19 protein-coding genes and 1 riboswitch are annotated in these 25,591 nt (G+C 73.0%); of the genes, 11 read left to right on the top strand and 8 right to left on the bottom strand.

What is annotated here, in order from left to right; genetic code table 11:
* The 4 genes from HNR10_RS04185 to HNR10_RS04170 all read left to right on the top strand — a co-directional run bounded on the left by HNR10_RS04185 (position 1) and on the right by HNR10_RS04170 (position 6,143).
* Positions 1-474 (top strand): bifunctional nuclease family protein, encoded by a 474-nt coding sequence (locus HNR10_RS04185; RefSeq protein ID WP_179820974.1) that lies wholly within the window; start codon positions 1-3, stop codon positions 472-474.
* 447 nt (positions 475-921) lie between these two features.
* Positions 922-1,404 carry a MerR family transcriptional regulator gene (locus HNR10_RS04180; RefSeq protein ID WP_179829520.1) on the top strand — a complete coding sequence of 161 codons (483 nt, stop codon included), beginning with the start codon at positions 922-924 and terminating at the stop codon, positions 1,402-1,404.
* A 149-nt stretch (positions 1,405-1,553) separates the two neighbouring features.
* A riboswitch (glycine riboswitch) is annotated at positions 1,554-1,641 on the top strand.
* A 117-nt stretch (positions 1,642-1,758) separates the two neighbouring features.
* Positions 1,759-4,629, top strand: coding sequence for an aminomethyl-transferring glycine dehydrogenase (gcvP, locus tag HNR10_RS04175; protein ID WP_179829519.1), 2,871 nt, complete (start codon positions 1,759-1,761; stop codon positions 4,627-4,629).
* 248 nt (positions 4,630-4,877) lie between these two features.
* Positions 4,878-6,143, top strand: coding sequence for a tetratricopeptide repeat protein (locus HNR10_RS04170; RefSeq protein ID WP_179820972.1), 1,266 nt, complete (start codon positions 4,878-4,880; stop codon positions 6,141-6,143).
* 102 nt (positions 6,144-6,245) lie between these two features.
* Here the strand turns inward: HNR10_RS04170 and HNR10_RS04165 are convergent, their stop codons facing one another.
* The 5 genes from HNR10_RS04165 to HNR10_RS04145 all read right to left on the bottom strand — a co-directional run bounded on the left by HNR10_RS04165 (position 6,246) and on the right by HNR10_RS04145 (position 11,807).
* On the bottom strand, positions 6,246-6,434 hold the full coding sequence (locus HNR10_RS04165; RefSeq protein WP_053617630.1) for a DUF5999 family protein: 189 nt from the start codon (positions 6,432-6,434) through the stop codon (positions 6,246-6,248).
* Between the two features lie 179 nt (positions 6,435-6,613).
* The gene (locus tag HNR10_RS04160; protein ID WP_246406050.1) at positions 6,614-8,044 is read right to left on the bottom strand and encodes a threonine/serine exporter family protein; all 1,431 of its coding nucleotides are present in this window, start codon (positions 8,042-8,044) and stop codon (positions 6,614-6,616) included.
* 217 nt (positions 8,045-8,261) lie between these two features.
* Entirely contained in the window at positions 8,262-8,963 is a 702-nt protein-coding gene (locus tag HNR10_RS04155) for a response regulator (RefSeq protein ID WP_179820971.1), read from the bottom strand.
* A gap of 284 nt (positions 8,964-9,247) precedes the next feature.
* Positions 9,248-10,060 carry a RecB family exonuclease gene (locus HNR10_RS04150; protein WP_179820969.1) on the bottom strand — a complete coding sequence of 271 codons (813 nt, stop codon included), beginning with the start codon at positions 10,058-10,060 and terminating at the stop codon, positions 9,248-9,250.
* A gap of 40 nt (positions 10,061-10,100) precedes the next feature.
* Complete coding sequence (locus tag HNR10_RS04145; protein WP_179820968.1) at positions 10,101-11,807, bottom strand: serine/threonine-protein kinase; 1,707 nt, start codon at positions 11,805-11,807, stop codon at positions 10,101-10,103.
* Positions 11,808-11,982: 175 nt separating this feature from the next.
* Here HNR10_RS04145 and HNR10_RS04140 point away from each other — a divergent pair, with 175 nt between their 5' ends.
* The gene (locus HNR10_RS04140) at positions 11,983-13,134 is read left to right on the top strand and encodes a site-2 protease family protein (RefSeq protein WP_179820966.1); all 1,152 of its coding nucleotides are present in this window, start codon (positions 11,983-11,985) and stop codon (positions 13,132-13,134) included.
* Between the two features lie 32 nt (positions 13,135-13,166).
* Here HNR10_RS04140 and HNR10_RS04135 read toward each other — a convergent pair whose 3' ends face one another.
* The gene (locus tag HNR10_RS04135) at positions 13,167-13,640 is read right to left on the bottom strand and encodes a hypothetical protein (protein WP_179820964.1); all 474 of its coding nucleotides are present in this window, start codon (positions 13,638-13,640) and stop codon (positions 13,167-13,169) included.
* 32 nt (positions 13,641-13,672) lie between these two features.
* The gene (locus HNR10_RS04130; RefSeq protein ID WP_218897613.1) at positions 13,673-14,989 is read right to left on the bottom strand and encodes a helix-turn-helix domain-containing protein; all 1,317 of its coding nucleotides are present in this window, start codon (positions 14,987-14,989) and stop codon (positions 13,673-13,675) included.
* 234 nt (positions 14,990-15,223) lie between these two features.
* On the opposite strand from HNR10_RS04130, the gene HNR10_RS04125 reads away from it, so the two are divergent.
* Entirely contained in the window at positions 15,224-15,643 is a 420-nt protein-coding gene (locus HNR10_RS04125) for a hypothetical protein (RefSeq protein ID WP_376769727.1), read from the top strand.
* A 271-nt stretch (positions 15,644-15,914) separates the two neighbouring features.
* On the opposite strand, the gene ppgK is transcribed toward HNR10_RS04125, so the two are convergent.
* Positions 15,915-16,772 carry a polyphosphate--glucose phosphotransferase gene (gene ppgK / locus HNR10_RS04120; protein WP_179820963.1) on the bottom strand — a complete coding sequence of 286 codons (858 nt, stop codon included), beginning with the start codon at positions 16,770-16,772 and terminating at the stop codon, positions 15,915-15,917.
* Positions 16,773-16,988: 216 nt separating this feature from the next.
* On the opposite strand from ppgK, the gene HNR10_RS04115 reads away from it, so the two are divergent.
* The 5 genes from HNR10_RS04115 (at position 16,989) to dop (ending at position 25,590) form a co-directional block, all read left to right on the top strand.
* Positions 16,989-18,050, top strand: coding sequence for a tRNA (adenine-N1)-methyltransferase (locus HNR10_RS04115; RefSeq protein ID WP_246406042.1), 1,062 nt, complete (start codon positions 16,989-16,991; stop codon positions 18,048-18,050).
* Positions 18,051-18,356: 306 nt separating this feature from the next.
* The gene (gene arc, locus HNR10_RS04110; RefSeq protein WP_179820961.1) at positions 18,357-20,126 is read left to right on the top strand and encodes a proteasome ATPase; all 1,770 of its coding nucleotides are present in this window, start codon (positions 18,357-18,359) and stop codon (positions 20,124-20,126) included.
* Between the two features lie 129 nt (positions 20,127-20,255).
* Entirely contained in the window at positions 20,256-22,286 is a 2,031-nt protein-coding gene (locus tag HNR10_RS04105) for a hypothetical protein (RefSeq protein ID WP_179820958.1), read from the top strand.
* Positions 22,276-23,583 carry a hypothetical protein gene (locus HNR10_RS04100; protein WP_179820956.1) on the top strand — a complete coding sequence of 436 codons (1,308 nt, stop codon included), beginning with the start codon at positions 22,276-22,278 and terminating at the stop codon, positions 23,581-23,583. Before HNR10_RS04105 ends, HNR10_RS04100 begins: the two co-directional genes overlap by 11 nt.
* Before the next feature lie 483 nt (positions 23,584-24,066).
* On the top strand, positions 24,067-25,590 hold the full coding sequence (gene dop / locus HNR10_RS04095) for a depupylase/deamidase Dop (RefSeq protein ID WP_376769726.1): 1,524 nt from the start codon (positions 24,067-24,069) through the stop codon (positions 25,588-25,590).
* Position 25,591 lies beyond the last annotated feature (1 nt).

Here is a 25,591-nt window from a genome sequence, read left to right as displayed (position 1 = left end):
GTGAAGCACATGGAGGTCGTCGGCGTCCGGGTTGAGATGCCCTCGAACCAGCCGATTGTCCTGCTCAAGGAATCCGATGGGGACCGCTACCTGCCGATCTGGATCGGCGGAGTGGAGGCGACCGCGATCGCCCTGGCGCAGCAGGGCGTCGCACCCGCCAGGCCCCTCACACACGACCTGTTCCGGGATGTGCTCGACGCCCTCGACACCGGGCTCAAGACGGTGAACATCACCGGGCTCAGTGACGGCATCTTCTACGCGGAACTGGTCTTCAGCAACGGCGTGGAGGTCAGTGCCCGTCCTTCGGACTCCATCGCTCTGGCCCTGCGCACCGGTACGCCGATCTACGCCCACGAGGACGTGATCGAGGAGGCCGGGATGCCGATACCGGACGAGCAGGAGGACCAGGTGGAGGCGTTCCGGGAGTTCCTGGACAACATCTCGCCCGAGGACTTCGGCCGACGGACGGAGTAGTGCCGACGGGACCCGCCGATGGTGGGTCCCTTCTGCTTGGTGCCACAGGTGCCACCAGGCATGACACGGCTGCGACCTGCGGCTTTGTCAGCCGTGCCAGTGATAGATTGGGCGTGGGAAGTGACCGGAACGGTCGGGGACGCAGTCGGTCCGTGCGGACGGGCCCGTGCGGAGGACACCGCGACGGTCCGTGCTTCGGGTACTTGGCGACGCGCCGGGGGCTGTCGTTGACCATGCCGGTCGGCCGTCCTACCGTCAGTGCTGTGGGACCCATGGCGCACCCATTCCCCAAGTGGATATCCCCTGTCGATGCCGCCGTGGGACGAGAGGCCGGAGGTCGGCGTGGCGGTAGCGAGCGGCAAGCGGGAGCCACATGACAGGCGGTCCGCGCTGCGGCTAGCGGGGCAGCAGGGCCTGCTGTGCGAAGAGGACGTGGTGGCGCTGCCTATGGACGTCGGGTATCGGGGCCCAGCGGCGTGTACGGCCGCGGGGATCACCTACCGCCAACTCGACTACTGGGCCAGAACCGGCCTGGTGGAACCGAGTGTGCTGTCCGGTGCCCAGAACGCCCCCCTGTACAGCCTCCCCGACATCCTGTTGCTGAAGGTGGCCAAACGGCTGCTGGACACGGGCATCTCGCTGCAGCAGATCCGCAACGCGGTCGACCACCTGCGCGGCAGGCCCGCCCCCGATCTGGCCCGCATCACCCTGATGAGCGACGGCGTGAGCGTCTACGAGTGCACGACACCGGACGAGGTCGTCGACCTGATGCAGCGCGGCCAGGGCATGTTCGGCCTGGCCCTGGCCAACGTCTGGCGTGAGCTGGAGGAGGCCCTCGGCGTGGTCCCCGCGGAGGAGCGGGCCGACCTGCCCGCGCCCCAGCCCGTGGACGAGCTGGCGCGGCGCCGGCGGGAGCGCCGGACGGGTTGACCTGCGAAGCGGGCGGCGGTGGGGCGACCGACACACCAGCCCTGACTCGGCGACGCGCCCGGCGATCGAGTACGGTCGTAGTCACGGCAGGGACGAATCCTGACATTCGCCTTGTCCGTGTGTACGAACGAACTGCGTCAACAGGCTGACAAGACCACGCGGGAGAGACCCCGGCAGGGGCGCCGACGGGGCAATACTCCCCAGTAACCTCTCAGGCACCAGGACCGCGTGGAAGAGGCCGCTCTGAAGCCCGGCACCGCCGTGCCCGGTGACAGAGGGGGAGACCGTGAGGAACACCGCCGAGCATCTCGGCCCTGTCACCAGGAGGTCTCCGTGCCCGATCAGTCATGGAACATGGGCGCTCCCGCCCGGGTCTTCGCCGACCGCCACATCGGCCCGACGCCGGCCGAGGTCCAGGAGATGCTCAAGACGGTCGGCTACGGCTCCACCGCGGAGCTGATGTCCGCGGCCGTGCCCGAGTCGATCCTCACCGCTCCCGGGACCGGCGCCCCGCTCGACCTGCCCGAGGCGCTCGGCGAGGCCGAGGCCCTGGCCGCGCTGAAGGAACTCGCCGCCCGCAACGCCGTGCGCACCTCGATGATCGGCCTGGGGTACTACGACACCCTGACCCCGCCGGTCATCCTGCGCAACATCCTGGAGAACCCCGCCTGGTACACGGCCTACACGCCCTACCAGCCCGAGATCTCCCAGGGCCGGCTGGAGGCCCTGCTGAACTTCCAGACGATGGTCTCGGACCTGACCGGCCTGCCCGTCTCGGGCGCCTCCCTGCTCGACGAGGCCACGGCGGCGGCCGAGGCCATGACGCTGGCCCGCCGCGCCTCCAAGGCCAAGGGCAACGCGTTCGTCGTGGACTCCGACGTCTTCCCGCAGACCCTGCAGGTACTGCGCACCCGCGCCGAACCCCTGGGGATCGAGGTCGTCGTCGCCGACCTCACCGACGGGCTGCCCGACGCCGAGGCCTTCGGCGTCCTGGTGCAGTACCCCGCCTCCAGCGGTGTGGTCCGCGACCCGAGCCCGATCGTCGCCGCCGCCCACGAGCGCGGCGCGATGGCGGTCGTGGCCGCCGACATCCTCGCCCTGACCCTGCTGCGCAGCCCGGGCGACCTGGGCGCCGACATCGCGGTGGGCTCCACCCAGCGCTTCGGCGTGCCGCTCGGGTTCGGCGGCCCGCACGCCGGCTACATGGCGGTCGGCGAGAAGCTGCGCCGCCAGCTGCCCGGACGCCTGGTCGGCGTCTCGGTCGACAACGCCGGCCGCCCCGCGTACCGCCTGGCCCTACAGACCCGTGAGCAGCACATCCGCCGTGAGAAGGCCACCAGCAACATCTGTACCGCCCAGGTACTGCTGGCCATCATGGCCGGGATGTACGCGGTCTACCACGGCCCCGACGGGCTGCGCGCGATCGCCCGCCAGGTGCACTCCCGCACCGTGGCGCTGGCCGACGCCCTGACCGAGCGCGGTTTCGAGGTCGTCCACTCCGCCTACTTCGACACCCTGCGCGTGCGCGTGCCCAGCTCCGGCCGCGTGGTGGAGGCGGCGCTGGAGGCCGGCTACAACCTGCTCGCCGTCGACCAGTCCACGGTGGGCGTGAGCGTGGACGAGACCACCTCGGCCGCCGACCTGGAGAAGGTGCTGGCCGCGTTCGGCGAGGCCGAGCGGGGCTCCTCGCGGATCCGGCTGAGCGTGGACGAGTCCGCCGACCGCCTCCCCTCCGACCTGGCCCGCGGCGTGGACTACCTGACCCACGAGGTGTTCAACACCCATCGCAGCGAGACGTCGCTGCTGCGCTACATGCGGCGCCTGTCCGACCGCGACCTGGCCCTGGACCGCACGATGATCCCGCTGGGCTCGTGCACGATGAAGCTCAACGCGACCGCCGAGATGGAGGCCATCACCTGGCCCGAGTTCGCGGGCCTGCACCCCTTCGCGCCCCTGGACCAGGCCGCCGGGAGCGTGGCGGTCGTGCGCGACCTGGAGGCGTGGCTGGCGGAGGTGACCGGCTACGACGCGGTCTCGCTGCAGCCCAACGCGGGATCGCAGGGCGAGCTGGCCGGGCTGCTGGCCATCCGCGGCTACCACCGCTCCCGCGGCGAGGCCCACCGCGACGTGTGCCTCATCCCCAGCTCCGCGCACGGCACCAACGCCGCCAGCGCGGTGATGGCCGGAATGCGGGTGGCGGTCGTGGCGTGCGACGACAACGGCAACGTGGACGTGGCCGACCTGCGGGCCAAGACCGCCGAGCACGCCGACGACCTGGCGGCGATCATGGTCACCTACCCGTCCACGCACGGCGTGTACGAGGACACCATCACCGAGGTGTGCCGGCTGGTCCACGAGGCCGGCGGCCAGGTGTACGTGGACGGCGCCAACCTCAACGCCCTGCTGGGCTGGGCCAAGCCCGGCGAGTTCGGCGCGGACGTCAGCCACCTGAACCTGCACAAGACCTTCTGCATCCCGCACGGCGGCGGAGGTCCGGGCGTGGGCCCGGTCGCGGTGCGCTCGCACCTGGCCGGCTTCCTGCCCAACCACCCGGGACAGCCCGAGGCCGGCCCGCACACCGGCGTGGGGCCCGTCTCGGCGGCGCCGTTCGGCTCGGCGGGCATCCTGCCCATCTCCTGGGCCTACGTGCGGATGATGGGCGGTGACGGCCTGCGCGCCGCCACCGAGACCGCGGTGCTGTCGGCCAACTACCTGGCCAAGCGCCTGGAGCCGCACTTCCCGGTGCTCTACACGGGTGCGGAGGGTCTGGTGGCGCACGAGTGCGTCATCGACATCCGCCCGCTGCAGAAGGCCACGGGCATCAGCAACGAGGACGTCGCCAAGCGGCTGATGGACTACGGCTTCCACGCGCCGACGATGTCGTTCCCGGTGGCGGGCACGCTGATGGTGGAGCCCACCGAGAGCGAGAACCTGGCCGAGCTGGAGCGGTTCGTGCAGGCGCTGATCGCCATCCGCGGCGAGATCGCCCGCGTGGAGTCGGGGGAGTGGGACGCCGACGACAACCCGCTGCGGGGCGCTCCGCACACCGCCGAGGCGCTGACCGCCGACGTGTGGGAGCACGGCTACACCCGGGCGGAGGCGGCCTACCCGCTGTCGTCGCTGCGCCAGGACAAGTACTGGCCGCCGGTCGGCCGGATCGACCAGGCCTACGGCGACCGCAACCTGGTCTGCTCGTGCCCGCCGCCCGAGGCCTTCGAGCTCTAGCCGCCGCGCGCGCAGTGATGTGAGGGGGCGCCGACACGGTCGGCGCCCCCTCGTGTGTCCGTTATGTGAATCTACGTCGTAAAGGTCGCGCTCGTGTTCCTGCCATGGTGGGGGAGGGGCTTCGCCCCGACCGAAACCAACCCAGGAGAGCGGGACGGGTCGACACCCGGCCGGCAGGCCGCCATCCGGTACGGGGCCGCGGGTTAGAGTGGCGGCGACGCCCTCCACGACCCCAGGAAAGCGGACCCATGACCACGACGTCCGGACGTCCCGCGCGCTCCGGCCCCGCCGAAGCCCCTGAGGCGACCGACCCCGCGGACTCGCCGGAGCGGGACGCCCCCTCCGGGGTGGACGCGGCGGCGCTGTGCGACCAGGCCCAGGACCTCGCCGAGAACGGCCACCTCAAACGCTCCGCCAAGCTCTACGAGCAGGCCGTCGCGGCCAACCCCCGCCCGGCCGTGCAGGCCCGCGCGCTGCTCGGGCTGGCCGTGGTCCAGGACCAGCGGGGCGACGCGCAGGCCTCCCGTGCCGCCGCGCGCCGGGCCCTGGCCACCGGCGACGCCCGCTACGCCCCGCGGGCCGCCTACCACCTCGCCCTGTCCCTGGAACAGGACGGAGAGCTCACCGAGGCCGAACGCGTGTGGGAGCGCCTCCTGGACCTGGGCGCGCCGGACTACACCGCCGTCGCCCACTACGGGCTCGCCAGGGCGGCCGAGGCGCGGGGCGACGCGGCCGGGGCCCAGGACGACTGGGAGCGGGCGCTCGCCCTGCCGCCCGAGCCCGAGCCGATCGGCCGCCTGCACGCCGCGACCGTCGTGGAGGCCGCCCGTGACCTGGCCGGGCGCCTGCTGGAACAGGGGATGCCCGGTGCCGCGGCCGCCGCCGTCGAGCGCGGGCTCTCGGTCGCCGACGACCCGGGGCTGCGCCTGCTGCGGGCCGCCGCCCACCTGGAACACGCCATCGCCGACCTCGGCGCGGTCGTGGAACCGCCCGCGGACGACCGCGAGGGGTCCCTCCCGGAACCGGGTACCTCCGGGGCCGCAGTGGAGCTCCTGGCCGGGCTGCTGGCCCTGCGGGGCGAGCCCGAGGCGGCCGAGCGGGTGTGGCACGCGGGTCTGGCGGACCGGGACCCCGAGACCGCCGACGCCGTGCACCGGAGGCTGCGCCGTGCCATCGCCCCGCCCTCGGCCGAGGCCGGGGAGGCGGAGGAGGGCGAGGAGGCGGCCGAGCCGTGGTGGGACCGCTACCTGGAGGAGGCGGTCGCCACGTCGAGCGCGCCCGTGCTGGCCGGGGAGCTGTTCGCGGTCGTCACGCAGATGCACGCCCTGCTGGCGGTGCCGGTGGCGGAGGGCGAGTCCCGTCCCGCGGCGCTGCGGGCGGCCATGGAGGAGGCCCTGCGCACGCCCAGCGGGCTGGTGTGGGGCGCCGACGTGCACGCCGACTTCCGGCGGCGGCTGCGCGCAGCGATGGGCGGGGAGGACGTCCTGCCCGAGGGCTGGCCCGAGCAGGGCTGACGGCCGACCGCGCACAGGACGGCCACCCCCAACGGTGAGCCTGGTGCTCCGACCCTTGAGGGTGGGCTGCGCGGCGGAGCCGCGGGTCGGTCGAGGAGCCGGTCAGGCCGCCACGTGCGGCCGGTGCGGAGCGACAACCGCCCCGTCGGGGAGAAGCTCGCCGGTGTCGTCGAATAGGACGACGCCGTTGCAGAGCAGGCTCCAGCCCTGTTCGGGGTGGCTGGAGACGACGCGCGCGGCTTCGCGGTCGGTGTCCTCGAAGGACGGACAGGGAGGTTCGTGGCTACACATGGGATGGCCTTTCTTCCGTGCTCGACACTGAGCTGACGCCAAGAGTAGTGGCTCATTTCACATGCTGCTGCGGTTTGAGCCGAATCCGGTGGTCCCACCGTCGTCGTTCGCTCTCAACCAGTGAGATACGCCCTGGCCGGGGTTGGTTCTCTCCGATTCCGTGCCGGTGGAAAAAGGACTCAGTACGCGCCGCGTGTCCGGCGTGCCGCCGGACGTCCGCGCATGCCCGCTCCGGCCAGGCCGCCGTGCTGGAAGGCGCGGACGAGCTCTCCGCCGAGGTTGACGCCCGCGCCCAGGGCCAGGGCCACCATGACCGCTTCGACGAGGCTGAGGAGCCCGAAGACCGCCGTGCCCTGGGTGATCTCGATCAGGCCCCGGTAGAGGATGCTACCGGGCAGCAGCGGGGCGATGGAGGGGACCAGGTAGGGCAGGACCGGCCGGCGCGTGTAGCGGGCCAGCCAGTGGCCGACCACGCCCACGGCGATCGCGCCGGCGACCGTGCCGACGACGGCGGGCACGTCGGTGGCGCTGCGCAGCCAGGCGTAGATGATCCAGATCATCACGCCGAGCACGCCGATGGCGGGCAGCATCCTGGGCGGGACGGCCAGGGAGATCGCGAAGGCCATGGCGATGCCCGCGGCGCCCACGAGCACGAGCGGCTCCATGGAGGTGCCGGCCGAGGGCAGGCTCTCCAGGTCGATGGCGACGCCGATCTCCTGGGCGGTGTAGGCGACGGCGGCCACACCCGTGACGATGGCGCCCAGGATGAAGAACGTCTCCAGCAGGCGGGCGGCGGAGGAGACGTAGCTGCCGCTGATGCCGTCCTGGATGCTGGAGACCAGTGGGCGCCCGGGGAGCAGCGCCATGATGTTCCCGGTGATGATCGCGCCCGCCTGGAGGCCCAGTGCGAGCTCGGAGCTCACCCACAGCAGCCCGACGCCGATGGTGGCGGCCACGGCGGCCGCGGCGACCATCTGGTAGAACTCGGCCACTCCGCGCCGGGCGAGGAAGACCGAGGTGCGGTCGCCGAGCACGGTGGCCAGGAACGCGACCGCGGCCACGACCACGCCGCCGCCCATCATGATGCTGGCGCTGGAGGCGATCAGGCCGAAGCCGATGGCGATCATCCAGTTGGGGTAGGGCATGCGGGCGCGGCGGATCTGGCTGAGCCGCGCGGCGGCGTCCTCCAGCTCCAGCAGGCCCAGCGCCGACTGCTGGACGAGGGTGTGCAGCTCGTTGACGCGGAAGTAGTCGAGGGTGCGCCGCCGCACCACGCGCTCACCGGTCACCGGCGGGTGGTCGCCGCCGGGGTGCGTGGACAGGGTGATGGTGGTGAAGGTGACCGAGACCTCCGAGCGGGGCAGCTCGAAGGCGACGGACAGGCTGAGCATGGCCTCGCTGACGGCCTCGGTGCCCTCGCCGCTGGCGAGCATCAGTTCGCCGACCCGCAGGACCAGGTCCATGGCCCGGGCGTCGGGGAGGGAGACGTCCTCCTCCTCGTCGAACCCGTCGGGCGTCAGCTCGCGTTCGTGCGCCGCCCGCCAGTCCCGCATGCGGCTGAGCATGCGGTCCTCGCTCGGCGGAACCGGCCGCCCCCGCTTGTCCGGCATCGCTGAACTCCGTTCCCTCCCCGCCTGCGCCCCGCGTCGGCCAGTGCGTTCGTTCAAGACCCCAGAGGGGACGCGGTGGGCGGGGGCGGGGTTCGCCTCCCGCGGCACCGGGTACCGGTGAACTCGGTCACCGGATCATCCTGTCAAGGCGCGGCGGTGTCCGACAACGACGCGCCGGGGGTTTCCCGGCGGGGGCGGCCGGTCCGCGGGCGCGGTGTCACGGGTGCGGCCGGGGACCGGGCCGGTCCTCTCCGGGACGCACGAGCCCGGTCTCGTAGGCGTGGACGACGGCCTGGACGCGGTCGCGCAGGCCGAGTTTGGCGAGGATGTGACCCAGGTGGGACTTGACGGTGGTCTCGCCCAGGACGAGGTGGCCGGCGATCTCGGTGTTGGACCAGCCGCGGGCGATCAGCCGCAGGACCTCGCGTTCGCGGTCGGTGAGCGGGTCGGGCGGCGCGGGGGCGGCGGGGGTCTGGGCAGGCAGCAGGGGCGCGTACCGGTCCAGCAGGCGCCGCAGGACCCCGGGGGCGATGACGGCGGCGCCGTCGGCGACGACCTCCACGGCGGCGACCAGCTCGGTGGGCGGGGCGTCCTTGAGCAGGAACCCGGTCGCCCCGGCGCGCAGGACCTCGACCACGTACTCGTCGAGGTCGAAGGTGGTCAGGGCCAGTACGTGCACGCGGTGGCCGCCCTCGCGGGCCCAGGCGGTGATGCGGCGGGTGGCCTCCACGCCGTCGGTCCCGTTCATGCGCAGGTCCATGAGGACGACGTCGGGCAGCAGGCTCCGCGCCGCGTGGACGGCCTGGTCGCCGTCGGAGGCCTCGCCCACGACGGACAGGTGGGGGGCCGATTCGAGGATCAGCCGGAATCCGGCGCGGACGAGCGGTTGGTCGTCGACGAGCAGCACTGAGACGGGCACAGGGGCGATTGTGCCCTATCGGCGGGGTGGTGCTGCGCCGGAGGCGTCGGTTGAGGGTGGTAGCCCGTCCCGTGGGTTTCCCCGCTCGGGCGATGGTGGGCGACGGGCGGGTGGTGCTGCGCCGGAGGCGTCGGTTGAGGGTGGTAGCCCGTCCCGTGGGTTTCCCCGCTCGGGCGATGGTGGGCGACGGGCGGGTGGTGCTGCGCCGGAGGCGTCGGTTGAGGGTGGTAGCCCGTCCCGTGGGTTTCGCCGCTCGGGCGATGGTGGGCGACGGGCGGGCGGGGTCAGCCGGTGGGTGCCGTCGGGAGCGGCGGGGGAGTGCCGCCGAACTCCGGGCAGATCGCCTGGTGGTCGCACCACCCGCAGAGCTTGCTGCGGCGGGGCGCCCACTCGCCGGTGCGGCCGGCGGCCTCGATGCGCGCCCAGATGTCGGTGATCTCGGTCTCGACGGCGCGCAGTTCGTCCTCGGTGGGGTCGTACCAGCGCACGGCGCCCTCGCCGCCGAGGTAGACGAGTTGGAGGCGGGTGGGGACGACGCCGAGGTCGCGCCAGATCATGACGGCGTAGAAGTAGACCTGGAACTTGGCCTTGTCCTCGAAGCGGGGGTGCGGGGACTTGCCGGTCTTGTAGTCCACGACCCGGATCTGCCCGGAGGGGGCGACGTCGAGGCGGTCGACGTAGCCGCGCAGGTTCAGGCCGGTGGGGAGGGCGACCTTGAGCGCCATCTCCCGTTCGCGGGGCTCCAGGGCGGTGGGGTTCTCCAGGTCGAAGTAGCGGCGAACGAGGTCGCGGGCGGACTCCAGCCAGGTGTCGCGCTCGGCGTCGTCGGCGAACATCTCCTCCAGTTCGGGCCGCTTGGCGCGCAGGCGGTCCCACTGCGGGGTGACGAGCGCGACGGCGGTGCGGGCGGTGCGCGTCTCGGCGGGGAGTTCGTAGAGGCGCTCCAGGCAGGCGTGGACCAGCGTGCCGCGGGTGGCGGCCGCGCTCGGCGCTTCGGGGATGCGGTCGATCGTGCGGAAGCGGAACAGCAGCGGGCACTGCAGGAAGTCGGCGGCGCGGGAGGGCGACAGCGCGGTCGGAAGGGGCACGGAGCTCATGGTCCGAGCCTACGAGAGGACCGTGACATCCGCGGACGCCTCAGGCGGGCGGGAGGAAGGACTCCACGGCGGCGGTGCGCGGGGCGTCCTGGGAGTCCCACTGTCCGGCGGGGGCGGCCCAGGCGATGGTGCAGTGCGTGCCGGGGGAGACCGCGATGTTGACGGCCAGGACGTGGCGGACCTGGTCGCCCCGGTCCCAGGTGAACTCCCATGCGGCGACGGAGTGGTAGTCGCTGCCCGCGGTCCTGTCGCGCACCCCGACCCGGGTGTAGTCGGGCAGGCGGCCGCTGCTCAGGGCGGCGTCCTCCTGGTCCAGGACGTGCTGGTACTCGTCGTCGGTGGGGTGGGAGGCGAGGTCGACCTGGAGGTAGCTGTCGGCGTCGGGGGAGTCGTAGTAGACGCTGCTGCCGTCGGTGCGGCGGGTCCAGCCGTCGGGGACCAGGACGTGGAAGCCGTCGGGGTCGGCGGTCCAGGTCATCCCCTCGGCGGCGGGTTCGGCGCCGTCCTGGGGCGGTGCGGTGCCGTCCCCGTCCTGGTCGTCGTCCTCCTCCGGCGCCGCAGCGGTCTCCCCGGGGGCGGCGTCCGGGTCGTCGGCGGCGCTGTCGTCGCCGGCGTCGGCCTGGAGCGGAGTGGAGGTGCCCGGCTCCGATTGCAGGGCGGTGCCGTCGTCGCCCAGCGGGTCCAGGACGACGATGAGGGCGGTGGCGGCGACGAGCGTGGCCAGGCCGAGGGCGAGGACGACCGTGGGCCAGCTGGGCCCGGTGCGCCGTGACGGCGGTGCCGGGACGGTCAGGGTGGGCGCGGCGCCGGGTGGGACGGGCGCGGTGGTGTCGGCGGCGCCGGGAGGGGCGGGCCGCACCGGCGGGTCCTGCGGGGTCCGAGGGGCGGTCGGGGCCGGCACCGGGTGCCGCCGGGCGGTGGACGCGGTGGCCGCCGCGGTCAGCAGGGTCCGGCAGCGGGCGCCGTCGGCGCGCCGTGCGGGGTCCTTGGCCAGCATGCCGCGCACGGCCTCGCCCAGGGGGCCGGGGCCCAGGGTGTCGGCCGGTTCCTCGGCGGTGACGGCGTGCAGGGTCGCCTGGAGGCCGTCGCGGTGGAAGGGGGAGACGCCGGTGGCGGTGAAGTACAGGGTGGCGCCCAGGGACCACAGGTCGCCGGCGGGCGAGGCCGGGCGCATGGCGAGGCGTTCGGGGGCCAGGTAGCCGGGGGAGCCGACCACCCCGACGGTCTGGGTCAGGGCGGTGGAGTCGGCGATGGTGGCGATGCCGAAGTCGGTGAGGACCACGCGCCCGGAGTCGGTGACCATGACGTTCTCGGGCTTGACGTCGCGGTGCAGGATGCCCTGGTCGTGGGCGGCCGTCAGGGCGCTGAGCAGGTCGAGTCCCCAGGCGGCGGTCCGCTCGTGCCCGCACGGCCCGTCCTGGCGCACGAGGGCGTGCAGGGAGCGCCCGGTGAGGAACTCCATGACGATCCAGGGTCGCCCGTCGTCCTCGACGATGTCGTGCACGGTGACGATGTTGGGGTGTCCGCCCATGGCGGCGGCCTGGGCCTCGCGGTGGGCGCGGGCCGCCACGCGGGTGCGCTCGGCCTCGTCGACGCCGGGGCCCAGGAGGATCTCCTTGACCGCGACGGTCCGGTTGAGCTGGTGGTCGTGGGCGGACCAGACCCGGCCCATGCCGCCGCGGCCGATTTCGGCGCGCAGTGCGTAGCGGCCGCGCAATGTGCGGTGCGGCTCGGTCTCGGATCCCATGCGGTCTCCTGGCTGCGGTGTGGGGGGGTTCCGGGGGGTCCCAGGGGTTTGGCCCGCGTGCGTGCGCCGGAGCCGACAGTGGAGTGTAGACCGCAGGAGCGCCGTGGGGGAGGGCTTTGGCCGTTGCCGGTCGGGTGGTGGGGGGCGGTCGGGGCGGGGCCCATAGGCTGAGGGAGTGACGAACGGAAGCGACCCCGCCGTGCCCCGCCCCGCCGGACGCTCGAAGAGGCCCGGGTTACTGCTGGGGCGGCCCTTCGGTGTTCCGGTCTACGTCACGTCGTCGTGGTGGATCGTGGCCGTTCTGATCACACTGGTCTACGGCGGCATCGTGCAGACGCGGCTGCCGCTGGGTCCGTCGGCCTACCTGTTGGCGTTCGTCTTCGCGGTCCTGCTGTACGCGTCGGTGCTCGTGCACGAGCTGGCGCACTCGGTGGTGGCGCGGATGTACGGGCTACCCGTACGCCGCATCGTCCTGTACGTCCTGGGCGGGGTCTCGGAGATCGAGCGGGAGGCGCAGACCCCGGGGCGCGAGTTCTGGATCGCGTTCTCCGGTCCGGCGCTGTCGCTGCTGCTGGCCGCGGGCGGGTTCGCGCTGGCCTCGCTCGCGGAGCCGTTCAGTGTGACGGGCGAGCTCCTGTTCCAGTTGTGGGTGGCCAACCTGCTGGTGGGTGTGTTCAACCTGCTGCCGGGGCTGCCGTTGGACGGCGGGCGGCTGCTGCGGGCGGGCGTGTGGAAGGTGACCGGGCGCGCCTACACCGGGAGCGTGGTGGCGGCCTGGGGCGGCCGGGTGCTGGCGCTGGTGGTCGTGGCGCTGCCGTGGCTGTTCGCGGCCTCGGCGGGCAGTACGCCGGGGCCGTGGGCGGTCGTGTGGGGCGTGGTGCTGGGCGGGTTCATGTGGATGGGCGCCTCCGAGGCGCTCAAGAGCGCCCGGTTGCGTGCGCGGGTGCCCGGGCTCAGGGCCCGGGACCTGGTGCGGCGGTCGGTCTCGGTGGTCTCCGACACCCCGCTGGCGGAGGCCGAGCGCAGGGCGGAGGCGGCCGGTGCGGAGGCGGTGGTGGTCACCGACTCCGCGGGGACGCCGGTGTCGATCGTGCACCCGGCCGCGGCGCGGGCCATCACGGAGGCGCGCCGCTCCTGGGTGCCGGTGTCGAGTGTGGCGCGTGCGGTGACGCGTGAGTCGTTGGTGCCGGTGGGTCTGGAGGGCGAGGCGTTGATGGAGGCGCTCTCGCGTCGTCCGCTGCCGGAGTACCTCGTGGTGGAGGAGGACGGCGGTGTGGTCGGAGTGCTGCGGGCGATGGACGTCAACGCCGCGATGACCAGGAGCTGAGCGCGGGGGCGCGGCGGGGGCCGGGCGGTGCCTCAGCGGCGGGCCCCCTGGGGCCACAGGACGTGGACCGGGAGCGAGAGCGAGCGGGCGTAGGCCACGACGTCGGCGGTCCCGCCGGGGCCGCGGGCGGGCTCGCCGTCCCAGACGGCGACGAGTCGGTCGCAGTGGTCGACCAGGTGGCGTCCGGCGGCCATGTGGGCGTCGGAGGTGGACGCCTGGTGGGGTAACCGGTGGACCAGGACGGCGCGGGCCAGGAGCCGGTCGTAGGTGGGGTGGTGCTCCTCGGGAAGGGCCTCCCGGTAGCCGGTGGCGGGGATCACGGCCTCCAGCGGGGCGCCCGCGGCCAGGACGGCCTCGGCGAAGACGGTGTCGGCGCCGTCGGCCAGGCAGGACAGGCCCACCATGTCACAGCCGTAGGGCGCCAGGTGCGCGGCGATCATGTCCGCGATGGTGTGGTCCAGGCCCGGGGTCAGGCCGCGGTGTCCGGTGATGCCGATACGGATCACGAAACCTCCCTGGTGTTCTGCTCGCCGCGTTTCTACCCACAGGCGGAGAATCCGGTCATGAGAGAGGTCAGCTGATCGTCGAGTTCCCGGACGCAGGCGGCGTAGGGGCCGGTGTAGCGGCGCCGGAAGCCGCGCACACGGCCGATGACGCGTTCGGATCCGAACTCGATGCCGGTGGCGAGCGCTTCCTGGGCCAGGCGGAAGGCCTCGTCGACATCGCCCGCGTCGGCGTGGGCCGAGGCCAGTTCGACCTGGAGGACGGCGGCCTGCTTGGCACTGGCGCCGGAGGGGGCGAAGGCCTCGGCGAAGGCCTGGCGGGCGTCGTGCGGGCGCCGCAGCCGCACGTCGACGAGTGCGCGGTAGCCGGCGACCTTGGGCTCGTCGAAGGCGAACACCCACGGCCAGGGCGGATCGCAGTTGCCGGGTCTGGCGACCTCGCGCTCGGCCCGGCGCAGGGCGTGCGCGGCCGAGGAGCGGTCGCCGATCCCGGCGTGGGCCAGGGCGCCCACGCACGCCAGCCAGGCGTTGGCGGTGGGGTGGGCGGTGCGGCCCAGGACGTGCTCGGCCTCCCGGACGAGCCCGAGGCCGAGTTCGGGGTCCTCCGCGGTGTCGATCTCGAAGGCGGCCAGGGAGCCGAGCATGTAGACGTCGAGCAGGCGGATGCCGGTCTGGCGGGCGCGGACGACGGCGGTGCGGTAGTGCATGCGCGCCGAGCCCATGTCGCCCTGGTCGGCGTGCAGCCAGGCGGCGAAGCCGGAGGCCTCGCTGGCCGCGGCGCTGACGGGAGCGAGGAAGGGCGTCCCGCGCGCGTTCGCGAGCATCTGCTCGGCCAGGTGCACGTGCGCCACCGCGCTGGGCAGCAGGTGGCGGGCGGCGGAGGTGGCGTCCATCCGGCGCTGCCCGCCGGTGATGGAGCGCAGGGCGGGGGCGGTGGTCTCGTTGACCGCGTGGCGGGTGTGGGTGGGCGCGACCCGCGGCGCGGTGGTCGTCATGAGGGCTCCCGCGGCGACGACCCGTCCGAAGTCGCGGCGTCTCGTGGGGTCCACCTCCTTGGGGGCGGTGGCGCCGTCCGGCGGGGTGCCGCCGCCGAACCGCAGCAGGTGCAGGGGGATGCCGAGCCGCTGGGCGAGGTCGTGCACCTGGCTCACCGTGAGGGACTGTTGGCCGTTGACCACCCGGGAGACCCAGCTCTGGGAGTAGTCGACCGCGCGCGCGAGTTCGCCTTGGGACCATCCGCGCGCGCTGCGCACGCCCTCGATGACGGTCGCCATGTCGCAGGTCGCCAGCGCGGCCGCGATGCGGGGCCGTGACCACAGGTCGGATGGAGGAACGCCGTCTCGTTGGGGCATGAGCCCAGATTAGGGATTCCGGCCGCCCTTGGTGGCTATGTGTCAACAACTCGTGGCGGAAGCGTCGAGTTCGCGGGACCCGCCTGGTCGGTGAGGGCCCTCCTTACCGAACGACGGTGAATGACAAGGGGTGATGCGTGATCCGCATACGGTCACGTTCCCGTCCCCTGGATGCGGCAGAGTTCAAGGGACATTGGTCCCCGGTTGCACGGGAACATCGGGAAGGGAGGTCTGGTGACCGTTGAGACCCCACCGCTGGGGAAACCGGGTCCGGCCGCGGCCGGGTTCGGGCGCGGCGCGGACACCGTCCAGGCACGGGCCCTGACGGGAACGGCCGCCGACGGCGCCGATCGCGTGGAGCTGGTCGGCGGAGCGCTGCGCGGGCTGGCCGCCGAACTGCGCTCGCGTGGTGTGGAGGTGCGCGAGGACCGGATGTCGGGCGTGGTCGACGCCGGCCCGAGCAGCCGCCCGCAGCGCGCGCTGCTGCGCCCGCACCGCGGCGGACTGTGGTGGTGGATGCGCTGGCCGCTCCAGGACGGGGTGCCCGCCCCGCTGGCGGGGGTCCCGCTGTCCCCGGTCACCCGAACGGGGGACGCCGCCAGGCGGATCGCCGGGGCGCTGTCCTCCTGCGACGGCGCGCCCGACGCGGCGTGACCGCGCCCGACCTCTGACCGTGTTCCGTGAGCGATGACGACCGCCGACGTTCCCTGAACCCGAGCCGTCGCGCTCATCCCTGGACGGGCGCGTGCTGTGTCCGCGCCCAGGCGACGGGCGGGGCCTGGGCCTTCCCCGAAACCCAGTCTCCCTCTGCACGGGGCCGTGTCCGGTCCCGCCCGTCCTCTCCCCCCGGCGACCCGAGTGGCACCCCGACCCCCGGTGCCCCTCGGGTCGCGCCCTCCTCCGCGCCCCGCCCGCTCCGGCGGGGTCAGGCGAGGCCGTCCACGGCCCCCGCCGCCGCGTCGCGCGCGGTGTCCGCGGCCGCGCCCCGCCCGGTCTCCAGCGCGCTGTCCCGCCCGTTCTCCCGGTCCGCGTCCTGTGCGGCGGCCAGGGCGGCGCCGACGATGCCCGCGGAGTTGCGCAGCGACGCGGCCACGATGGGCGTGCGGATGTCCACGTGGGGGAGGAACTTGTCGGCCTTGCGGCTCACCCCGCCGCCGACGACGATCAGGTCCGGCCACACCAGGTCCTCCAGGACCCGGTAGTAGCGGTGCAGGCGCTTGGTCGCCCACTCGTGGTAGGAGAGGTCCTCGCGGTCCTTGGCGCCGGAGGAGGCGCGGCTCTCGGCGTCGTGGCCGTCGATCTCCAAGTGGCCGAACTCGGTGTTGGGCACCAGGCGTCCGTCCACGACCAGGGCGGTGCCGATCCCCGTGCCCAGGGTCGTCAACAGCACGACGCCGCGCACGCCCTTGGCCGCGCCGTAGCGGGCCTCGGCCAGGGCCGCGGCGTCGGCGTCGTTCAGTACGCGCACCGACCGCCCGGTGGCCTCGGCGAACAGGGCGCGCGCGTCGGTGCCCACCCAGTGGCCGTGCAGGTTGGCGGCCGTGTGCACGATGCCGTTCTGGACCACGCCGGGGAAGGTGACGCCCAGCGGGGCGCCCTCGGCGACGGGGAAGTGCTCGGCGATGCGGCCGACGATCTCGGCGACGGCGGCGGGGGTGGCGTGCTCGGGGGTGAGGATCTTCAGGCGCTCCTGCAGGAACTCGCCGGCGGCGAGGTCGACCGGGGCGCCCTTGATGCCGCTGCCGCCGATGTCGATCCCCAGGCCCGTGGTCAGCTGTGACATGGGTCGTCGTCTCCCGTTGGTCCTCGTGTGGTTCTCGTGCCGAAGGGGCCGCGAGCGCCCCACCGCACTCGATCCTGCCCTGGTGCGGGGACTTTCGCACGTGTTCCGCGCGAGGGGGCGGCCGTGGCGGGTCCGGGCCGGTCCGGCGGGTGGTGGCGGACCGATACGCTGGGCGGTCGGCCCGACCAATTGCGACGTGGGAAGACGAGAGCGACGTTGACCGGTATCCATGGGCGCCGCGGCCCCTTCACCGACGGCGACACCGTGCAGCTGACCGACCCCAAGGGTCGCATGCACACCATCACGCTGAGCGAGGGCGGTACGTTCCACTCGCACAAGGGCAAGGTCGACCACGCCGACCTCATCGGTCAGCCCGAGGGGAGCGTGGTGCGCTCCAACACCGGCACGGCCTACGTGGCGCTGCGCCCGCTCCTGATCGACTACACGCTGTCGATGAAGCGCGGCGCGACCATCGTCTACCCCAAGGACGCCGCCCAGGTGCTGGTGGAGGCGGACATCTTCCCGGGCGCGCGCGTGGTCGAGGCCGGGGCCGGTTCGGGGGCGATGTCCAACTGGCTGCTGCGCGCGGTCGGTGAGCAGGGCATGGTGCACTCCTACGAGCGCCGGGCCGACTTCGCCGAGATCGCCCGCAAGAACGTGGAGCGCTTCCACGGGGGGCCGCACCCGGCGTGGAAGCTCACGGTCGGCGATCTGGTGGAGTGCCTGGACGAGACCGACGTGGACCGGGTCTTCCTGGACATGCTCGCGCCCTGGGAGTGCCTGGACGCGGTGGCCGGCGCGCTGATCCCGGGCGGTCTGGTGTGCGTCTACGTCGCCACCACGACCCAGCTCTCGCGCGTGGTGGAGGAGCTGCGCGAGGACCCGCGCTTCTACGAGCCCCGCTCGTGGGAGACGATGCTGCGCACCTGGCACGTGGAGGGCCTGGCGGTGCGCCCGGACCACCGCATGATCGGGCACACCGGGTTCCTGGTGGTCGCGCGGCGCCTGGCGGACGGGGCCGAGGCACCCGAGCGCCGGCGCCGGCCGGCCAAGGGCGCCTACGGCAAGGACTTCACCCCCGCGCGGGAGCGGGACGGCCGCGGCGGTGCCGAGGCGGCCCCGCGGGCGGCGGAGCCGGACGCGGTCGCGCAGCCGGAAGCGGCTCCACAGACCGAGACTGCCCCGCGGACCGAGACGGCGACGCCGGCCGGGACGACCACCGCGCCGGGGCCGGAAGCGGCCCCGCCGGCGGGGGGACCGGACGACGACGCGCGGTAGCCGCGGTCCGGCCGTCCGGCCGTCGAGAGGATCAACGAGAGCCCGCCCGGGCCGGCCCGGGCGGGCTCCGTCGTGTGCTCCGCGGCCCGCCGACGTGCGCCGGAGCGGTGCCGCGGCCGTCGCCGAGGACTTGCCCGGAACCAGACACGGAGGTTACTTTCTCATTACGTCGGGTCATCCGCTACCACTGTGACCTGGCCTGATGCAAGACCTCTCGATGAGGGCTAGGACACTCCTCACCACTGGGAGGTTAGGAATTGGGCGGGGGTAGGTAGGCTCCCGAGTAGTCGTCCTTCTCATAGGGAGGTGGCGGACGTGGCCGAGCGCGACGACGAGCGTCAGAGCGACCAGGACCGTGAAGTCGCTGAACTCACGGCACAGGTCTCTTACATGGAAAAGGAACTCAGCGTGGTTCGGCGTAAGCTCGCCGATTCGCCCCGACATGTACGCCTTCTGGAGGAGCGTTTGAGGGAGGCCCAGGCCAACCTCGCCGCTGCCAACGGACAGAACGAGCGGCTCGTCTCCACTCTCAAGGAGGCGCGCGAGCAGATCGTGGCACTGAAGGAGGAGGTCGACCGGCTGGCGCAACCGCCGTCCGGGTTCGGCGTCTACCTGGGGTCGCGTGAGGATGAGACCGTCGAGATCTTTACCAACGGTCGCAAGATGCGGGTGAACGTCAGTCCCTCCGTGGACCTGGACGCTCTGCGCCCGGGCCAGGAGGTCATGCTCAACGAGGCGTTCAACGTCGTCGAGGTGGAGTCGTTCGAGACCGTCGGCGAGGTCGTCATGCTCAAGGAGATCCTTGAGGACGGCGAGCGCGCACTGGTGATCTCCCACCACGACGAGGAGCGGATCGTGCGCATGGCCGATCCGCTGCGCGACGAACCGGTCCGACCGGGCGACTCGTTGCTGTTGGAGCCGCGTTCGGGCTATGTCTACGAGCGGATCCCCAAGTCCGAGGTCGAGGAACTCATCCTCGAAGAGGTCCCCGACATCGCCTACACCGACATCGGTGGCCTGTCGGGACAGATCGAGATGATCCGCGACGCGGTCGAACTGCCCTACCTCTACAAGGAGTTGTTCTACGAGCACCAGCTGCGCCCGCCCAAGGGCGTGCTGCTGTACGGGCCTCCCGGGTGCGGAAAGACGCTCATCGCCAAGGCGGTCGCCAACTCGCTGGCCAAGCAGGTCGCCGAGCGGACCGGCCGCGACGTCGGCAAGAGCTTCTTCCTCAACATCAAGGGCCCGGAGCTGCTCAACAAGTACGTGGGCGAGACCGAGCGGCACATCCGCCTGGTCTTCCAGCGGGCACGGGAGAAGGCCTCCGAGGGCACCCCGGTCATCGTGTTCTTCGACGAGATGGACTCGATCTTCCGCACCCGCGGCTCGGGCGTGTCCTCCGACGTGGAGAACACCATCGTGCCGCAGCTGCTCAGCGAGATCGACGGTGTCGAGGGCCTGGAGAACGTCATCGTCATCGGCGCCTCCAACCGTGAGGACATGATCGACCCGGCGATCCTGCGGCCCGGCCGGCTGGACGTCAAGATCAAGATCGAGCGGCCCGACGCGGAGGCGGCCCGCGACATCTTCGGCAAGTACATCACCCCCGACCTGCCGCTGCACGACGAGGACATGGCCGAGCACGGCGGCTCCGCCAAGGCCACCGTCGACGCCATGATCCAGCGGGTCGTGGAGCGGATGTACACCGAGGGCGAGGAGAACCGCTTCCTGGAGGTCACCTACGCGAACGGGGACAAGGAGGTCCTGTACTTCAAGGACTTCAACTCCGGCGCGATGATCGAGAACATCGTCTCGCGGGCCAAGAAGATGGCCATCAAGGACTTCATCGACGCCCAGGCCAAGGGCATCCGGGTCTCGCACCTGCTCCAGGCCTGCGTCGACGAGTTCAGCGAGAACGAGGACCTGCCCAACACCACCAACCCCGACGACTGGGCACGCATCTCCGGTAAGAAGGGCGAGCGCATCGTCTACATCCGGACCCTGGTGACCGGCAAGAAGGGCGCCGACGCCGGGCGCAGCATCGACACCGTCGCCAACACCGGCCAGTACCTGTAACAACGCACCGGGAGGGGCCCGCCGGGATGTCCGGCGGGCCCCTCGCGCGCGCGGCCGTCGGGGGCGGGTGGCGGCCGGGACGGCCCACCCGCAGGTCAGCGATGGGTAGGACTGCCGTAAATTGGTGGAATGCATTCTCCATCCCGGGTGAGCGCGCCGCGCCGTGCGCTGTGGTTCCTGACAGCGCCGCTGCTGGCCGCTCTCGTGGGCGCCGCCGCCCTCGCCGGCCCCGCGCACGCCGACACAGAGCCGCCCCAGGAGCGGACGAGCGTCGCCGCGCACTACGTCGGACTCCTGGAGCAGCGGCCCGAGGGCGCGGCGGTGGTGGTCGAGGACACGCTCCTCGGCGACTACGACCCGGTGGAGCTGGAGCGGAGCCTGCACGAGTCGTTCGGGCGACTGGGTGTGGACTACTACGTCGTGGCCAGAGCCGACGTCGATGACGCGGCGTCGAACGTGAGCCTCCTGGCCGCCCTGCAGGACCGGATGGGCGAGCCCGGGCTTTACGTCCTCCTGCAACCGGGGGAGTCCCGGGTCCAGGCACTGGGCCGGGGCGTCGACCTGCCGCTGCGCGAGGCCGACCAGGTGGTCGCCCTCGAACGGCTGATGACCTACCACACGCCGCTGGACACCAAGGCCGACGTCTACGTGGACACGCTCACGGCCCCCGACCTGGCCGAGCGGGCCGAACTGCCGTGGTACACGCGCTTCCCGGCCGGCTGGTGGATGGAGCAGCGCCTCCGGGAGCTGGGGCTGCAGACCAGCGGCGGCCCGGCCGCACTGGGTGAGACCACCGCGGCCGTCGTCGGGCTGACCGCGTCGCTGTGGGCGCTCCTGTCCGCGATCCGCTACGGACGGCGCGGACGGGCCGCCCAGGCCGGGTTGGCGGGCCGCCCGCCCGGGGACCGGGTTCTGTCGGTGGGCCGGATCCTGGCCCCGGTCGTGGGAACCCTCGCCCTGGCCGCCGCCGTGATCCACGTCCACACCGCGACCCTGCCCGAGGACGAACAGCGGGTGGGGCCGACCCCGCCCGACACCGCCCCCTACGTCGCCTCGACGGCCCGGCTCGAGCGGGTCGCCGCGGCGCTGTCGGAGGACCCCCTGTACGTGGACCCCCGGGTGGGAGAGGGTGTGGGCGACCTGTCCGGGATCGCCGAGCGACTGGCCGGTACCGACCTGCCGGTGTACGTCGCGGTGGTGCCCATGGCCGACTCCGACGAGTCCGGCGGCGACCTGGAGATCTTCACGCACGCGCTCCACCACGTCATGGACCAGGACGGCGTCTTCGTCGTCGTGGACGACGCGGACGGGTCCGACCCCGAACTGGGGGCGGCCCTGTTCGGCGCCACGCTCGGCGACGAGGTCGTGAGCCCGCTGAGGGATGTGACCGGCTACCGGTTCGACCTCACGACCGGGCGGGCACTGGAGGAACTGATGGACGTCGTGGACCAGGCGTCGGCCGCCCCCGGCGAGCGTCCGGACATACCGAGCGAGGTCGAGTACAGGGCCGATCCGTACCCGGAACCCTCCCGGCTGTCCATGCTCCTCTCCGGTGAGTGGAGCACGGCGCTGTTCGTGGTCGGGCCCGTCTCCGCACTGGCGGTCCTGGGGCTGGTCCGGGCGGTGCTCGGCGCGCGGGTGAGGATGGACACCGTCCCCGGGCGCTCCCTGCGCCCGCGCGCCGACCGGGCGGTGCGCCGTGCGGCCAAGGCGCTGGAGGCGGCATCGGCCGACCACGCCGGGCTCGACCGGTCCATGCGGGAGGCCGACACGGCCCTGGCCGTCCTGGGCGGGGAACCGGACGAACTCGACCTGGTGGGGGTCGTGGTGCTGGCGGACCGGGTGGTGCGCCGGCTCGACCCCGATCCCGACACCGCCGCCTCGGCCGACGTCCCGGTCTGCATGGTCAACCCCCTGCACGGCCCATCGGCCCTGTACGGCCCCACCGACCAGCTCTGGCCCGAGCGGCGGCAGGCCCGGTGCGCCTCCTGTGAGCTGCTGTCGGACCGGGGACGTGATCGCCGCACACTCCTGGTCGCCGCCCCCTCGGGCGGGCGCCGACCGCACCTGGAACTGGACCGCCTGTGGGTCACCACCGGCTACGGTGCCAGGGGCCGACTCGACACCGAAGACCTGATGGGGGAGTCCCGTGTCCACTGAGCGCAGACGCGTCCGATCCCGCTCGGCCGTGGCCGCGGTGGCACTGGCCGCCGCCCTCGTGGCCGTCGCGCCGGGGGTCGGCCTGGCCGACACGGCCCCGGAGGAGACGGACGCGACCGAACGGGTCGTGGCCGCGCTGGAGGAGTCGCCGGTCCTGGTGGACCCCTCCTTCGCGGGCGCCCTCCCCGAGGATCTCGCCCAGGAGTGGAGCGACCGCATCGAGGAGTCCGGCGTACCGCTGCGCGTGCTCGCCGTCCCGCTGATCGAGGGGGGCGACTGGAACGGCGACCCGGGCGTGATGGCGGCGGCCGTGCACGACAGGATCGGCGGCGAGGGCCACTACCTGGTCCTGGACGGGGGGAGGCTGTCCGGGCACGACCTCACCGCCGCGGGCGGTGAGACGCCCGGCAACGCCTTCTACGGCGCCGCGACGGTCTCGCGCGAGATGGACTACGACGCTCCGGCCGCCGACCAGGTGGAGCGCGCGGTGGAGGTCGCGCTGTCCGAGGACCCCGAAGGGATCTATTCCGCCGCCGAGGACCAGCGGGAACGCGGATTCTTCGACTGGTACTACTCGCTCGGCTGGGGCTGGGCCACGCTGTCCATGCTGCTGCCCTGGATCGTGGCGGCCCTGGCCCTGGGCGGGCTCGGTACGGGCGTGTACTACTGGCGCCGGCCCCGCCGGGTCCCCTCGCTGCCCCAGCACGCCGCCTTCGACAACGCCGACCGCGCCCGCAGGGACGACCTGTCGGACCGGGCCGCACGGGAGCTGGTGGAGCTGGGCGAACGGCTGAGCGGCGCCGTGCCGCTCGCCGGCGAGGACGACGCGCTCGGAGCGCTGCAGGAGGCCCTGGACGCGCACGCGGCGGCCCGGCGGATCCACGACGCGCTGCCCGCCGAACCGGAGCTGGTCGACGTCGCGGGAGTGCTCGTGCTGCTGGACATGGCCGAGGACCACCTGGAACGGGCCACCCGACCGGCCGCGCGCAGGCGTTCGGCGCCGCTGCGCTCGCACTGCTACGCCAACCCCCTGCACGGGACGGACACCAAGGTGACGCGGTGGCGCGAGTTCGGCGGGAGCAGGCACGTCTCGGTGCCGCTGTGCGGCCCGTGCGCCAGGGCCGTCCGCGACCGGCGGCGGCCCATGGTCCTGTCGGCGCGCCACGACGGCCGCGAGGTCCCCTACTTCGAGGTGCCCGCGGAGGAGAGCGTGTGGGCGGCCACGGGTTTCGGGGCGCTGCGCGGCGATCTGGTCGCGCGTGTTCTGCGCGGGGATCACGCGGGCCGCGAACGGTAACGGCACCGCCGGTCCCGGGCTTCTTTTCGGGGGCCGCGCGACCATGGCCCGGACTTCGTTCCCCGGGTTCGGCGCACATTCCCTCCGCCTGCCGGAGAAGCCGCTCCCACCTGCCGATACGTCGAGGCGGCGAAGGTGGGTGGCGGGTGTGAAGGGCTGGGGCCGGAGGCTCTCGGTTGAGGGCGGGCCCCCTTTTCGCGCGGCGCCCCCGGGGCGAAGGCGGGTGGCGGGTGTGAAGGGCTGGGGCCGGAGGCTCTCGGTTGAGGGCGGGCCCCCTTTTCGCGCGGCGCCCCCGGGGCGAAGGCGGGTGGCGGGTGTGAAGGGCTGGGGCCGGAGGCTCTCGGTTGAGGGCGGGCCCCCTTTTCGCGCGGCGCCCCCGGGGCGTAGGTGGGTGGCGGGTGGGAAACGCCCGGGAGGACGGCACTTCAGCCACAATCGGCGCTGAAGCGTTCAAGACCGGCCCACGGCGGATAACCTCTCATCATGAGTGTGCGGCGGATTATGGGTATCGAGACCGAATACGGGATCTCCGTTCCCGGCAACCCCGGGGCCAACGCGATGGTCACCTCCACCCAGGTGGTGAACGCCTACCTGGCCGCGTCGGCCGCCCGGGCCCGGCGTGCGCGGTGGGACTTCGAGGAGGAGAACCCGCTGCGCGACGCCCGCGGGTTCGATCTGGCGCGTGAGGTCGCCGACCCCACGCAGCTCACCGACGAGGACCTGGGGCTGGCCAACGTCATCCTCACCAACGGTGCGCGGCTGTACGTGGACCACGCCCACCCGGAGTACTCGGCGCCCGAGGTCACCAACCCGATGGACGCGGTCCTGTGGGACAAGGCCGGGGAGCGGGTGATGGCGGACGCGGCGGCGCGCGCGGGCGCGACGCCGGGCATCGAACCGATCCAGCTGTACAAGAACAACACGGACAACAAGGGCGCCTCCTACGGGTGCCACGAGAACTACCTGATGAGCCGGTCGACGCCCTTCGGCGACATCGTGCGGCACCTGATCCCCTTCTTCGTCTCGCGGCAGGTCGTGTGCGGGGCGGGCAAGGTCGGCATCGGCGCGGACGGCCAGGGGTCGGGGTTCCAGATCTCCCAGCGCGCGGACTTCTTCGAGGTCGAGGTGGGGTTGGAGACCACGCTCAAACGCCCCATCATCAACACGCGCGACGAGCCCCACTCCGACCCGGACCGGTACCGCCGGCTGCACGTGATCATCGGCGACGCCAACATGAGCGAGCTGTCCACGTACCTGAAGCTGGGCAGTACGGCGCTGGTGCTGTCGATGATCGAGGACGGGTTCCTCAGCGTGGACCTGTCGCTGGAGACCCCGGTGGCCGACCTGCGGGCCGTCTCGCACGACCCCGGCCTGACCCACCGGGTCCGGCTGCGCGACGGGCGGCGGATGACGGCGCTGGAGCTGCAGGGCGAGTACCTGGACCAGGCGCGCAAGTACGTCGAGGACAAGTTCGGCACCGACGTGGACCCCGACACCGCCGACGTGCTGGACCGCTGGGAGTCGGTCCTGACCCGCCTGGGCTCGGACCCGATGGGCCTGTCCGGCGAGCTCGACTGGGTGACCAAGCTCAAGGTGCTGGAGGGCTACCGCTCGCGCGACTCGCTGGACTGGTCGCACCCGCGCCTGCAGCTGGTGGACCTGCAGTACTCGGACGTGCGGGCGGACAAGGGGATCTACAACCGGATGGCCTCCCGCGGGCGCATGACGCGCCTGCTGGAGGAGCGGCAGGTCCAGCGCGCGGTCACCGAGCCGCCGGAGGACACCCGCGCCTACTTCCGCGGCCGCTGCCTGGCCAAGTACGCCGACGAGGTCGCGGCGGCGTCCTGGGACTCGGTGATCTTCGACCTGCCGGGCTACGACTCCCTCCAGCGGGTCCCCACCCTGGAGCCCACCCGGGGGACCAAGGAGCACGTGGGCGCCCTGCTGGACAACTCGCCGACCGCCGCCGACCTGGTCGCGGTGCTCGCGGGCACGGGCCGGGACTAGG

This window comes from Nocardiopsis aegyptia, assembly GCF_013410755.1.
Classification (GTDB): domain Bacteria; phylum Actinomycetota; class Actinomycetes; order Streptosporangiales; family Streptosporangiaceae; genus Nocardiopsis; species Nocardiopsis aegyptia.
The sequence above is the reverse complement of the archived record's forward strand: the minus strand, read 5'-3'. Positions and strand labels throughout refer to the sequence as shown.